Source organism: Pseudomonas sp. S8, assembly GCF_050473925.1.
Classification (GTDB): Bacteria; Pseudomonadota; Gammaproteobacteria; order Pseudomonadales; family Pseudomonadaceae; genus Aquipseudomonas; species Aquipseudomonas parakoreensis.
Genome location: NZ_JBFDVZ010000016.1, coordinates 4720805 through 4734356 on the forward strand (window position 1 = coordinate 4720805; position 13552 = coordinate 4734356).

11 protein-coding genes are annotated in these 13552 nt (G+C 61.6%); 4 read left to right on the forward strand and 7 right to left on the reverse strand.

Translation table 11 applies throughout. From position 1 onward, the window contains the following. Nucleotides 1–11: 11 nt before the first annotated feature. Together AB1J88_RS22385 and AB1J88_RS22390 are read left to right on the forward strand one after the other, a co-directional pair. Entirely contained in the window at nt 12–1145 is a 1134-nt protein-coding gene (locus tag AB1J88_RS22385; protein ID WP_430292000.1) for a TIGR03364 family FAD-dependent oxidoreductase, read from the forward strand. Beyond that, nucleotides 1145–1699: a phosphonate degradation HD-domain oxygenase gene (locus tag AB1J88_RS22390; RefSeq protein WP_430292001.1), complete on the forward strand. Its 555-nt coding sequence runs from the start codon at nt 1145–1147 to the stop codon at nt 1697–1699. Before AB1J88_RS22385 ends, AB1J88_RS22390 begins: the two co-directional genes overlap by 1 nt. A 128-nt stretch (nt 1700–1827) precedes the next feature. Here AB1J88_RS22390 and AB1J88_RS22395 read toward each other — a convergent pair whose 3' ends face one another. Beyond that, nucleotides 1828–3204, reverse strand: coding sequence for a GTPase/DUF3482 domain-containing protein (locus tag AB1J88_RS22395; RefSeq protein ID WP_430292002.1), 1377 nt, complete (start codon nt 3202–3204; stop codon nt 1828–1830). Continuing rightward, nucleotides 3197–4570, reverse strand: a complete 1374-nt coding sequence (locus AB1J88_RS22400; RefSeq protein WP_430292003.1) for a DUF2868 domain-containing protein — start codon at nt 4568–4570, stop codon at nt 3197–3199. Before AB1J88_RS22400 ends, AB1J88_RS22395 begins: the two co-directional genes overlap by 8 nt. An 85-nt stretch (nt 4571–4655) precedes the next feature. Between AB1J88_RS22400 and AB1J88_RS22405 the strand changes: the two genes are divergently transcribed. After that, a complete protein-coding gene (locus AB1J88_RS22405) occupies nt 4656–5168 on the forward strand; it encodes a dihydrofolate reductase (RefSeq protein ID WP_102354912.1) in 513 nt (170 codons plus the stop codon). Between the two features lie 90 nt (nt 5169–5258). Here AB1J88_RS22405 and AB1J88_RS22410 read toward each other — a convergent pair whose 3' ends face one another. Continuing rightward, a complete protein-coding gene (locus tag AB1J88_RS22410) occupies nt 5259–6650 on the reverse strand; it encodes an L-cystine transporter (protein WP_097088937.1) in 1392 nt (463 codons plus the stop codon). A gap of 241 nt (nt 6651–6891) precedes the next feature. On the opposite strand from AB1J88_RS22410, the gene AB1J88_RS22415 reads away from it, so the two are divergent. Next, nucleotides 6892–7947: a haloacid dehalogenase-like hydrolase gene (locus AB1J88_RS22415; RefSeq protein ID WP_430292004.1), complete on the forward strand. Its 1056-nt coding sequence runs from the start codon at nt 6892–6894 to the stop codon at nt 7945–7947. Nucleotides 7948–8136: 189 nt separating this feature from the next. On the opposite strand, the gene ilvD is transcribed toward AB1J88_RS22415, so the two are convergent. From ilvD to AB1J88_RS22435, 4 genes are all read right to left on the reverse strand, one after another. Beyond that, nucleotides 8137–9978: a dihydroxy-acid dehydratase gene (ilvD, locus tag AB1J88_RS22420; protein ID WP_007964170.1), complete on the reverse strand. Its 1842-nt coding sequence runs from the start codon at nt 9976–9978 to the stop codon at nt 8137–8139. A 258-nt stretch (nt 9979–10236) separates the two neighbouring features. Further along, a complete protein-coding gene (locus tag AB1J88_RS22425; protein WP_430292005.1) occupies nt 10237–11469 on the reverse strand; it encodes a multidrug effflux MFS transporter in 1233 nt (410 codons plus the stop codon). Beyond that, on the reverse strand, nt 11462–12439 hold the full coding sequence (locus AB1J88_RS22430) for a diiron oxygenase (RefSeq protein ID WP_430292006.1): 978 nt from the start codon (nt 12437–12439) through the stop codon (nt 11462–11464). The genes AB1J88_RS22425 and AB1J88_RS22430 overlap by 8 nt, the downstream gene beginning before the upstream one ends. Further along, nucleotides 12436–13509 (reverse strand): SagB family peptide dehydrogenase, encoded by a 1074-nt coding sequence (locus AB1J88_RS22435; protein ID WP_430292007.1) that lies wholly within the window; start codon nt 13507–13509, stop codon nt 12436–12438. Before AB1J88_RS22435 ends, AB1J88_RS22430 begins: the two co-directional genes overlap by 4 nt. Nucleotides 13510–13552 lie beyond the last annotated feature (43 nt).

A 13552-nucleotide genomic window follows, 5' to 3' on the forward strand; every position in this document is an offset into this window, starting at 1 on the left:
GACACCTCTAAATGACCCAACACAAAGATCTGTTGATCGTCGGCGCCGGCATCCTCGGCCTGTCCCACGCTTACGCCGCCGCCAAACGCGGCCTCAAGGTCAGCGTTTTCGAACGCACCGCCACGCCCCTCGGCGCTTCGGTGCGCAACTTCGGTCAGGCGCTGGTCACCGGCCAGCCGCCGGGCCAGATGCTCGAACTGGCCAAGGCCAGCCGCGAGATCTGGGGCGACTGGGCGCAACTCGCCGGTCTGCACATCAAGCGCAACGGCTCGTACCTGTTCGCCCGCAGCGAAGCCGAAGAACACGTGCTCGAAGCTTTCTGCAACGGTCGCGCCGTGGAGCACGGTTACAACGTGGCCTTGCTGCGTGGCGCCGCACTGCGTGATCTGTACCACGGCCAGTTCAGTCACCACCGTGCTGCATTGCACGGCCTGGACGATCAACAGCTGTACTCGCGCGAAGCAATCCCCGCGCTGATCGACTACCTGCGCCGCGACCTCGGCGTCGAGTTTCACTTCTCGACGCTGGTGCGCGACGTCGAACCCGGGCGCCTGCACAGCACCGCCGGCAGTTTCACGACGAAGCAGATCATCGTCTGCTCCGGCCACGATTATCAGACCCTGCTGGCCGAGCCGATTGCCGCGCTCGATCCGCAGATCTGCCGCCTGCAAATGCTCCGCGCCAAACCGCAAGTCGAGCTGAATCTGCAACACGCCCTGCTCACCGGTTTGAGCTGCGTGCACTACGGCGCTTTCGCCGACCTGCCGCAAGCGGCGGTGGTGCAGGCGCAGATCCTGCGTGAACAGCCGCACCTGCACGACAACGGCATTCACCTGCTGATCAGCCCGACGCCGTATGGCGAGCTGATTATCGGCGACTCGCACCATTACGGCAGCGATCCGTCGCCGTTCAATGCCGAGCAAGTGGACAACTGGATGCTCGATCTGGCCGAACAGACGCTGGGCTGCAAGGTGCAAGTGCTCGAGCGCTGGCAGGGCGTCTACGGTGCCCGGGGGCCGGGACCGTTTTCGTTGCTGCGCCCGGCACCGGGGCTGAGTGTGGCGTTGATGCACACCGGCGTCGGCATGAGCGTCGGCCCGGCATTGGCCGAACGCAATGTCGCGCGGTTGCTGGAGGAAATCTGATGGATCACCCACAAATTGTCGCCCGGGTATTCAACTTGTACGAACGCTTCGGTAACAGCGACTACATCGGCGAGCCGGTGTCGCAGATCGAGCACATGTCTCAGGCCGCGCAGTTGGCTATGGCTGAAGGGTTTGATGATGAAGTGGTGCTGGCGGCGTTCTTCCATGACATCGGCCATTTGTGTGCCGAGGGCGCCGAGAACATGGGCGGCTATGGCGTGGTCAGCCATGAGCGCCTGGGTGCGGACTATTTGCGTGAGGCCGGATTCAGCGAGCGCCTGGCGCGGCTGGTGCAATATCACGTTGAGGCCAAGCGTTACCTGACGTTGCGTGAGCCTGGGTATTTCGAACGCCTGAGTGAAGCGAGTCGCCGGACGCTGGAGTATCAGGGCGGGGTGATGACGGAGGCCGAGGCTGATGCGTTCGAGCGTGATCCGTTGTGTGCCGTGAGTTTGCGCATGCGGCAGTGGGATGAGTTGGCCAAGGAGATGGATATACCGGTAATTGACCTTCAGGTGTTTAAGGAGAAAGCGGTGCGTCTTTTGTCTTCTTAGGTCTTGGAACCGAGTGGCTGCCATCGCTGGCAAGCCAGCTCCCACAGGTATCTCGGTTGGTCACAAAAACAGGTTTCACCGAGAACACTGTGGGAGCTGGCTTGCCAGCGATAGCGTCAGTCCGGGCGCTACAAATCTGCAGCCAGAAACTCAATCTGCTCCTGCCGCTCCGCTTGATTCAACTTCGCATGCGGATTGAGCGACGACCACTGCGGATGCGCCCGCGCCTTGCTCAGCGCATCCGGCAACTTGCCTTCGCGCCAGCTCTTGTCCTGCGGGGTGGCGACCTGAACCGCGTCCATCGCCGCATGCCCGCGCTGATCCAGCGCCAGCAGCAACTGCCGCTGGCGCAACGCCAACAGCCGCAGCACCCCGTCATCCACGGTCAATTCGCGCTGGCCCTTGATCTTGCCCAGCAGGCGACTGCCATAACTGCGCGCAGTCTGTAGCGCGCCGCCGGCAATCGCACCGGCCAACGCCGCAGCGCCGAGGGTGATTCCGCCGACCAGCAAATCCACGCCAGCCCCGGCTGCGGCACCGGCAGCAATCCCGCCGCCCACGCGCACGCCGAGTTGCTTCAGGGTTTCCGGGTTGAACAGATCATCGCCCCAACGCCCATCGAGCAACGGCAGATCACTGGCCGCCGCATCCTGCGGGCGAAACGCATAGAGCTTGAGCAACGCTTCGACGCATTTCTGTTCACGCTGACGCACGGCTTTGCGCAGTTCGCTGATGGCTTGCTGTTCCTGCTCGGCGTCGCTGACCACGCTGCGCCGGCACGCCGCACAATCGATCAGCAATTCGGCGATCAGGCGTGCCGCACTTTGCTGGCGCGCCAGGCGCTGGGCCTGTTGATCGGCGATCAAGCGTTCCAGTTGCGGCCGGGCGTTTTCCAAGAGCAGCGCGAGGCTTTCGTACAGGCGCCGCTCGCCATCTTCCGGCGGCGCAACGCTGTCGAACCGCACCAACGCATGCAGGCCGAGCCGCGCCAACGCTTCGCGCCAGTCCGGTTCGCGATGGTTGGCGCTGCTGACGAAATTCAGCACCGGCAGCAGCGGTTTGCCGCAACTGGCCAGCACTTCGAGTTCGTCACGATACTTGGCCAGCACCGGTTCGCGGGCGTCGATCACATACAGACCGGCGTCAGAGGCGAGTAGCTGTCGCAGGACTTTCGCCTCCTGTTCGAAACGCTGGCGCGCCTCACTGCCGTCGAGAAACCGCGCCAGTCGCGCCGGGCCGTCGAGGCGTTCGCCGGGGCGCTCCAGACGCTCGAGAAAATCCAGCAGGGCAATGGCGTCTTCCAGCCCCGGCGTGTCGTAAAGATCGAGCAGCGGCTCGCCGTCCACCGACAACCGCGCACCCTCGACATGTCGAGTGGTGCTGGGCCGGTGCGAGACTTCGCCGAAACCGACGTCGCGGGTCAGTGTACGCAGCAGCGAGGTCTTGCCGACGTTGGTGTGGCCGACCACCGCGAGTTTCAGCGGGGCTTTGCGGGCATCAGTCATGACCGTTCTCCAGCCAGTTCATCGGTGCGCAATCGGCGAACGGCAGCTCCAGTTGTTGCAACGCGACGTGCCAGTCGCCCAGGCGGGCGCTGTCCAGCGCTTCACCGGGCGGTGCTTGCAGCAGCCAGACGCGGGTGGCGCTGGCGTTGCGCGCCAGTTCGGCGATCAGCGCGAGGCTGCCGCGATCCGGCGAGCGCCGTGGATCGCAGGCGATCAGCAGGCGTGCCGGAGGGAAACGGCTGAGTTGCTCCAGGAGTTTGTTGCGCGATTCGCGGCTGTCGAGGATTCCGGCGTTGCTCACGGTTTTCGGCAGCGCTGGCGGCCAGGAGCGTTGATCGTCGAGTTCGATGGCGACCAGCAGGGCGCCCTCGCTGGCGTGTTCGCTGACGCTGCTTTCGACGCGATGCAACTGCTCAGGTGCCGCGTCGTTAATGCCGAGGCGTTCGCTGGTCGGCATCAGCCGTTCACGCAACTGGGCGTAACCGGGCAGGTTCAGGTCCAGCGCCAGCGCGGCTTTGCCGCGATTCCAGCGCCAGAAACACAACAGCGTCAGCAGCAGACGCGGCAGCACGCCGTAGACCACCAGCACGCCAACCAGCCAGGTCGCCCAGGCCTGTCGCGCGCTTTCGATACCCAGCGCCGCGTCGCCACTGGCGCGGATCATCTCTACGGTCGGCACGTTGAAGCCGAGCAGCGCCGGCAGCGCGCCGAGGGCTTGGGTCAGGTTGATAAAGGTGTCGGCGCTGAGAATGGTGGTTTCCCAGATGAAGCCATAGCGCCGGGTCGCCATCAGCATCAGCAGCAGCACCAGTGCGCTGAGCATCGCCAGCAACCACAGGCCATTGACCAATGTGCCGAGGGCCCAGCGATTGAGTTTTTTGCGTTGCAGCATCAGTAGCAGGGCCGGCGCGAGTTGCGCGGCTTTGGCATCGCGAGCGAATTTTTCGCTGAGCCACAACCAGAGGCGCCCGAGAGTGGCGCCGTGTTCTCCGGCAAAGATCAGCCCCAGCGCCCAGCTCAGTAGCAGAATCAGGTTCAACCCGAGCAGGCTGCCCAAGGCCCAGAACACATTCACCGGTGACGGGCTCAGTGCGGCGAAGGCCAGTCCGGCGCCGCTCAGCAGCGCGAAAATCACCAGCAGCACCAGCGCCAGACGCGCGCCCTGCAGCCAGTGCTTGAGTGCCGTGCTCAGCCCGTCGCGCTCGGCCAGCCACGCCGCCCGGCGCTGAATACGGCTCGGCAGATCGCCGCCGGCCGCGCGGGCCAGTCGATTGGCTTCCAGATCCTCCAGGGTACCTGCGTGTTCTTCGCGCAGGCGGATGGTTTCCGTCAACCAGAGGTTTTGCAGGGGAGTCAGTTCAGTCACGCGCCATTCCGTTGCTCGATTGAGCAGTGAGCATAACCGCTGTGGCGCTTATCGGGTCAAGCGAGGCTCTGGTATCCTCGCCGGCATGACTAAATCACTCCCCCTCAGCCTGATCGCAGCCCTCGGTGAAAACCGTGTGATCGGCGTCGACAACAGCATGCCCTGGCACCTGCCGGGGGACTTCAAATACTTCAAGGCCACGACCCTCGGCAAGCCGATCATCATGGGCCGCAAGACCTGGGATTCGCTCGGTCGTCCGCTGCCGGGGCGCTTGAACATCGTCGTCAGCCGCCAGCCAGATTTGGTGTTGGAAGGCGCGGAGGTGTATCCGTCGCTGGAAGCCGCGGTGGTGCGTGCCGAGGAATGGGCGAAAGCGCAGGGCGTCGATGAGTTGATGCTGATTGGCGGCGCGCAGTTGTATGCGCAAGGGCTGGCGCAGGCCGATCGTCTGTATCTGACCCGTGTGGCGCTGAGCCCGGAAGGGGATGCGTGGTTTCCGGAGTTTGACCTGAACCAGTGGAAGCTGGTGTCGAACGTGCCGAATCCGGCTGAGGGCGACAAGCCCGCGTACAACTTCGAAGTCTGGGAAAAAGCCTAAAAGATCGCAGCCTGCGGCAGCTCCTACAAGGTTTACGCATGTCCCCTGTAGGAGCTGGCGAAGCCTGCGATCTTTTGATCTTGCTTTACATCAAGCCTGAGCAAGCTCCGCATGCTCATCCGCATCCAGCAGCGCTTTATCCGTCTGCTGCATCACCTGACTGGTAATCGCACCGGCCGTGATCGAACCACTCACGTTCAACGCCGTACGGCCCATGTCGATCAGCGGCTCAACCGAAATCAGCAGCGCCACCAGTGACACCGGCAAACCCATCGCCGGCAGCACGATCAGTGCGGCGAACGTCGCGCCGCCACCCACACCGGCCACACCGGCCGAGCTCAGGGTCACAATTGCCACCAGCGTCGCGATCCACAGCGGATCCAGCGGATTGATGCCGACCGTTGGCGCCACCATCACCGCGAGCATCGCCGGGTACAGGCCGGCGCAACCGTTCTGGCCGATGGTCGCACCGAACGAGGCGGCGAAACTGGCGATCGACTGCGGAATGCCCAGACGACGGGTCTGCGCTTCGATGCTCAGCGGAATACTCGCCGCGCTGGAACGGCTGGTGAACGCGAACGTCAGCACCGGCCAGATCTTGCGGAAGAACCGCAGCGGGTTGATCCCGGCCGCTGACACCAGCAGGCCATGCACCACGAACATCAGGCCCAGACCGAGGTACGAAACCACGACGAAACTGCCGAGCTTGATGATGTCTTGCAGGTTGGAACCGGCGACCACTTTGGTCATCAGCGCCAGCACGCCGTACGGGGTCAGCTTCATCACCAGACGCACCAGACGCATCACCCAGGCTTGCAAAGTGTCGATGGCGTTGATCACTTTCTGACCTTTCTCGGCATCATCCTTGAGCAGTTGCAGCGCCGCGACCCCGAGGAAAGCCGCGAAGATCACTACGCTGATGATCGAGGTCGGCTTGGCCCGGGCCAGGTCGGCGAACGGGTTCTGCGGAATGAACGACAGCAGCAGCTGCGGCACATTCAGGTCGGCGACCTTGCCAGCGTAGTCGGTCTGGATGGTTTGCAGACGGGCCATTTCCTGAGTACCGGCGACCAGGCCTTCGGCGGTGAGGCCGAACAGGTTGGTCAGGCCGATACCGATCAGCGCCGCAATCGCGGTGGTGAACAGCAGCGTGCCGATGGTCAGGAAGCTGATCTTGCCCAGCGACGACGCGTTGTGCAGACGTGCCACCGCGCTGAGGATCGAAGCGAACACCAGCGGGATCACGATCATTTGCAGCAACTGCACGTAACCGTTGCCGACCAGATCGAACCAGCCGATCGAGGCTTTCAGCACCGGATTGCCGGCACCGTAAACGGTGTGCAGGGCCACGCCGAACGCCACGCCCAGCACCAGTGCGAGCAGGACTTTTTTCGCCAGGCTCCACGTCGTGTGGCGGGTTTGCGCCAGACCGAAGAGCAGGGCGAGGAACACCAGCAGATTGAGGATCAGCGGCAGATTCATGAAGACTCCGATAAGACTTGTGCCAGTCACCTTCTGGGGCAACTGCGAACCGGCAAGCCTAACAGTTTGATTTCCAATGAATTAATACCGAAATAGCAGGTCGTCCGTCGTTTTTGGAATAAGCGCTTGTCGCTCTCGGCAATGCAACTGGCGTTGAGGAGACGTAAGCGGTCGCTGACAGACGAGGACTGTCACACTTATTTGTTAGCGTCGATGTCTTTCAGTCAGGGAGAAAACGTCGATGAAGTTCGCACCGAAAATGCTCGCTGTGGTGCTTGGATTGGGCTTGGCCGCCCACGCATTCGCCACCGATCTGAAGCACTGGCCGGCGGATCAGGCCAAGGCACTGGACGCGATGATCGCGGCCAACGCCAACAAAGGTAACTACGCGGTGTTCGACATGGACAACACCAGTTACCGCTATGACCTCGAAGAGTCGTTGCTGCCGTTCATGGAAAACAAGGGCCTGATCACCCGCGACAAACTCGATCCCTCCCTGAAGCTGATGCCGTTCAAGGACACCGCCGACCACAAGGAAAGCCTGTTCAGTTACTACTATCGCCTGTGCGAAGTCGACGACATGGTCTGCTACCCGTGGGTGGCGCAGGTGTTCTCCGGCTTTACCCTCAAGGAACTCAAAGGCTACGTCGATGAGCTGATGGCGTCGGGCAAACCGGTGCCGGCGACCTATTACGACGGCGACGTGGTGAAGAACCTCGATGTGCAGCCGCCGAAAGTCTTCACCGGCCAGGCCGAGCTGTACAACAAGTTGATGGAGAATGGCATCGAGGTCTACGTGATGACCGCTGCCTCGGAAGAACTGGTACGCATGGTCGCGGCCGATCCGAAGTACGGCTACAACGTCAAACCGCAAAACGTGATCGGCGTGACCACGCTGCTGAAGAACCGCGAAACCGGCGAACTGACCACTGCGCGCAAACAGATCACCGCCGGCAAGTATGACGAGAAGGCCAACCTCGGCCTCGAACTGACGCCGTACCTGTGGACCCCGGCGACCTGGATGGCCGGCAAGCATGCGGCGATCCTGACCTACATCGACGAGTGGAAAAAACCGGTACTGGTGGGCGGCGACACCCCGAGCAGCGACGGCTACATGCTGTTCCACGATGTGGATGTAGCCAAGGGCGGCATTCACTTGTGGGTCAACCGCAAGGACAAATACATGACTCAATTGAACGGCATGATGGCCAAGCACGCGGCGGCCCAGGCCAAGGAAGGGTTGCCGGTGACGGCGGACAAAAACTGGGTGATCGTCAAGCCAGAGGACATTCAGTAAGACCGGGTCGCTCCCATCGCTGGCAAGCCAGCTCCCACAGTGTCCAAGGTGAAACACAAATGGTGAGAACACCGTAAATCCCTGTGGGAGCTGGCTTGCCAGCGATGGGGCCCCCATGTTCACCCATTGATTCGATCAGGCAAAAAATGCCCCGCACTTGGCGGGGCATTTTTATTCGACGGCTAAAACTTACAGCCCGTCGAGCATCGCCTTGTTACGCACCGCACCCTTGTCGGCGCTGGTCGCCAGCAGGGCGTAGGCCTTCAGGGCGGTGGTCACTTTGCGTGGACGCTGTTCGACCGGTTTCCAGCCTTTCTTGTCCTGCTCGACCCGGCGTGCAGCCAGTTCTTCATCGCTGACCAACAGGTTGATCGAGCGGTTCGGAATGTCGATCAGCACTTTGTCGCCGTCCTGCACCAGACCGATCGCGCCACCGGCCGCAGCCTCTGGCGAAGCGTGGCCGATCGACAGGCCGGAAGTACCGCCAGAGAAACGACCGTCGGTGAGCAACGCACAGGCTTTGCCCAGACCTTTGGACTTCAGGTACGAGGTCGGGTAGAGCATTTCCTGCATGCCCGGGCCGCCTTTCGGGCCTTCGTAGCGAATGATGACGATGTCGCCTTCCTTCACTTCGTCGGCGAGGATGCCGCGCACCGCGCTGTCCTGGCTTTCGAAGATCTTCGCGTTGCCTTCGAAGACGTGGATCGACTCGTCGACGCCGGCGGTTTTCACCACGCAACCGTCGAGAGCGATGTTGCCGTACAGCACGGCCAGGCCGCCTTCTTTCGAATAGGCGTGTTCGAAGCTGCGGATACAGCCGTTTTCACGGTCGTCATCGAGGGTTTCCCAACGAGTCGACTGGCTGAACGCGGTCTGGGTCGGGATGCCCGCCGGGCCGGCCTTGAAGAAGTGATGCACGGCTTCGTCGGTGGTCTGGGTGATGTCCCACTTGGCGATGGCTTCTTCCATGCTGCGGCTGTGCACGGTCGGCAGGTCGGTGTGCAGCAGGCCGCCACGGGCCAGCGAACCGAGGATGCTGAAGATGCCGCCGGCGCGGTGCACGTCTTCCATGTGGTATTTCTGGATGTTCGGCGCGACCTTGCACAGTTGCGGCACGCTGCGCGAGAGACGGTCGATGTCGCGCAGGTCGAAATCGATCTCGGCTTCCTGAGCCGCAGCCAGCAAGTGCAGGATGGTGTTGGTCGAACCGCCCATGGCGATGTCGAGCATCATCGCGTTCTCGAACGCCTTGAAGTTGGCGATGTTGCGCGGCAGCACGGACTCGTCGTTTTCGCCGTAGTAGCGCTTGCACAGCTCGACGATGGTGCGGCCGGCCTGCAGGAACAGCTGCTCGCGGTCGCTGTGGGTCGCGAGGGTCGAACCGTTGCCCGGCAATGCCAGGCCCAGGGCTTCAGTCAGGCAGTTCATCGAGTTGGCGGTGAACATGCCGGAGCATGAACCGCAGGTCGGGCAGGCGCTGCGCTCGTACTCGGCAACCTTCTCGTCAGAAGCGCTGGAGTCGGCGGCGATCACCATGGCGTCGACGAGGTCGAGGCCGTGGGAAGCGAGTTTGGTCTTGCCGGCTTCCATCGGGCCGCCGGAAACGAAGATCACCGGAATGTTCAGGCGCAGGGCGGCCATCAGCATGCCCGGGGTGATCTTGTCGCAGTTGGAGATGCAGACGATGGCGTCGGCGCAGTGGGCGTTGACCATGTATTCGACGGAGTCGGCGATGATCTCGCGGCTCGGCAGCGAATACAGCATGCCGTCGTGACCCATGGCGATGCCATCATCCACGGCGATGGTATTGAATTCTTTCGCGACGCCACCGGCGCGTTCGATCTCACGAGCGACCAGTTGACCGAGGTCTTTGAGGTGCACGTGGCCCGGCACGAACTGGGTAAAGGAGTTGGCAATGGCGATGATCGGCTTCTTGAAGTCGTCATCTTTCATCCCGGTGGCGCGCCACAGTGCGCGGGCGCCGGCCATGTTGCGGCCGTGGGTGGATGTTTTCGAGCGGTAATCTGGCATGGAGCACTCCGGGCGGCTAAATCAGGTATCAAAAGGGAGTGAGCTTCTATTGACGTCTGGAACACTCAGAAATGGCCGTGTGTCCTGGATGTTGCCGATGACTTTGCGGGATCGCCGCTTGCCTCAGCCTGAGCTCATAAACCCGCCGGGGGATGAATGGCGATGAATCAGCCGATTCTACACCGCTGGCGCCCGGAGGGAATGGCGCAAAGCGTTGTTCCAGTGCCGACGGTGCGTGTGGCAGGACGACTGGCAGGCTCAATCGCTGCCAGAGGGCGTGACGGCGCCGTTTTCGATGACGCTGGCGCGATGGCTGATCCGCTTGTTCAATGCCAGTGCGATGCAACTGAGCAGAACAAAACAGTAGCCAAGGGTGGCTTGCAGGTTGCTTGGGCTCAGGCTGATCAAGGCGCTGATCAAGCCACCACAAATGAAAATGATCGTACTGCCGGCGGAGGCCGAGGTGCCGGCATTCTCGGGAAACAGGCCCATGGCCCGCGAGGTGGCTGCAGGGCGTGTGATAGTGGTGCCGGCGGTGCAGATCAACATCGGAATCAGCACTGTGGTCGCTGAGAGCGCAAGGTGCCTGGCCATGAACAACATCACCAGCCCCGCCAGCAGGATCAGGCTCAGCCCCACCACCATTTGCTTTCCCGGCGAGATTCGCCGGCTCAGCAGTGTGGCGACGATCCCGCCAGCAACATAGGCCGCACCGTAGATCAGCAGGATCAGTGAGAAGTCGTAGGCTGACAGCTGCAATTGATCCATGAAGATCAACGGCGAAATGACGATGAACGAGAAGTGGCAGGCGAACGCGAAAGCCGAGATCAGCCAATAGCCGACGAACTCGAAATCCCTGAGCACCCGTCGATAGGCGCTGAGAAAATTGAGCGGTGTAGCCTTGGCGGCTGGCCGCCCACCCTCCAGAAACAGCCAGGCTTTGAGCAACACCACTGCCGCCAAAACGATGAACAGCCAGAAGCTTCCGCGCCAACCCAGGGTCGCTTGCAGGAAGCTGCCAGCCAGCGGTGACAGAGAGATGAAGATCCCGGTGGCGGTCACCATCAGGATTCGCAGGCGATCGCGCTCCTTGCCATCGAACAGATCCTGTACCAGCGCCTGCGACAGGACAAAACAGCCGCAGCCGATGGCCTGCACGATGCGAAAGGTCATGAACAGCGTGTAGTGACTGGTCATCACGCAACCGATGGCGCCGAGGATCGAGACTCCCATCCCGGCGAGTAAAAGTCCCTTGCGCCCGATGACGTCGGACAACGGCCCGATCACCAGTTGGGCAAAGGCAATGCCCACGGCGAACAGGCTGATCGACAGGGCAATATCGGCTGGAGTGCGGGCGAAGTGTTCGGCCAGCGCCGGGAACGAAGGCAGCAGAACATCCAGCGGAAACACACCCAGCAGCACCATGGCCAACAGCAGACTGACCGCCCCGCGGCGTTGTCGGGTTGTGACTGCCTTTCTTCCTTCACGCATCGATCAGTCCTGCCTTGGCGAAAAGTTTGCGGTTGTTGGGTAGCGCGAAAAATCCGGCCCTTTCGAGTGCGGCAAGTGTGGCCACGGCTCCGGATCTGGCACGCTGGCGGCTGGCGTGCTCGTTGGTCAGGCTGTCGAGGATTTCCTTGATCGCACCTTCGCCGATACCGGCGCGGCGCAGACTTTGGTGCAGCCATTGCTCGTCCACTTCGAAGAAGGTCGCCAGGGTCTCCAGCAAGGTTCTGGCAACGAAGGCGCGCTGGCGGCTGTTCAGGGTCAACCAGAGGTAGTGGAAGACTTCGGAAAAAAACCGGCTGTGGCGCGCTTCGTCAGCGAGGTGATCGCGCAACATGTCATTCACGCTGCTGACCAGCGTTTCCCGACACACATCCAGCAGCTCCCGGGCAATGATGGTTTCCGAGACGAAACCCAGCAGAAACCATGCCAGTGGGCGTTTACTCTCCGGCGTTCGGGCAATCTGGCCGGTCAGGCGAGTGATGCGCAGCGGCATCTGCGGGCGACCGGTAAAACCATGCAGTTCGGCGATCTGTTCGGCCAGATGATGGGAGAACAGCGCGTGATAACCCTCGTCGGTATACAGTTGCAGCGCGGCGGTTTTCATCCGTGAAGGAATGTAGGCGGGCAACTCGCCGTGGACGATGGTTTCCACGGCGCGGTTGACGATGCGGTGTTCAAGCAGCGTGGTGTAGTCCAGGAAGTGCACCAGGTGGCTGGCTGCCAGCCGATGCATGACCTTGCTGCCTGCGGCTTCGATGGCCGGATGGGACAGATACGGCAGGAAGGCCGGCGGGAACCAGAAGCGGGTCTGCAGTTGCAACGGCAGGTCTTCCGGCAACTGGTAGTCGTGCCGGCTGGTGCGTACCGAAGCGTGGTTGTTCCAGTCGCCGAGGGTGAATCGAAGCGCCCAGGACGTTGGCGCTTCGGGAAGATCCGTGGATGGCACGTTCATGTCCGCGTCTCCAGCAACAGCTCGCGCATTTCCTGACACATTGCCTGACCGTCGCTGGCACCGCAGCCGACAAAGAACAACGGTTGTTCAGCGCTGCCTTCGAGCTTGAGCAGGGCTTCGACCTGCCGATCAGCGAATGCCCCGGTCAGCCACGTTCCCAGGCCCAGCGCCGTGGCCACCAGTTGAAAGGTCTGCGACAGATGACCCGCCTCGACGAACGCCATGCGATAGGCGCGCGAGTGTTCATACTTCCACCAGAGCTTGTCGAAACGAGCGGTGATGAACAGGCCCAGAGGCAGGTTATTGATGAAATGCTGGCCCGCCAGCAAATGGCCGAGCGCAGGTTCGGGCAATGGGTTGACCCGGGTGAGCGCGTGTTCTGCCGGGTGATAGGCGTAGAGGCCCGGTTCAAGACCCTCGATATTGCGTGCCAGAAGAAAGCCTTCACAGGCATTCAGTCCACCCCCGGAGGGACTGCTGCGACGGGCGCCGAGGCCTTCGGCGATGCTTTCGTCGCGGTCATGGTCGCGATGGTGAAGAAAACCCAGTGTGAGATACATCAGCGTGCCGACGTCGCCGAGCGTGATCGCTTCGCCAGTAAAGGAGCGGCAGGTTTTTCTCAAGCGCAGGACATTACCCAGGCTGGCGACGGTCAGGGCCGCAGAGGCGGGGAGGGCGATTCGAGGTGCGTCTTCAAGTATCGAGCGATCTTGAGCGGGTGCCGGTGTGGTCAGCACCGCACTGCAATGGTTCAGGTATTGCCTGGACCACTCATGAATATTCTGGGGCGTCTGTTCGCAGGGAATGTTCTGGGTACCAATATGATAAATCTTCGACAGCTCGTCCCAGCCCCATGGCGGACTGTCTATTTTTGCAACGGTTAATATGCCTGCGTTTAGAAGTTGTGAGTCTATTATGTTGCGTCTGTCGAACTGTTCCGGATTATTGATTAGTTGTGCAAGTCGACAAGAGTAGCTCAGGTCCAGTTCATGTTGAGTGTGGTCTTTGTAGTTCCAGACTATTTGTCCGGGCGAGCGCGGCAATATGAATAAATAAGGATTGATGTACATGTTGTATTCATCACTCTGGGCGTAGTCGAAAGAACGCTGGGGT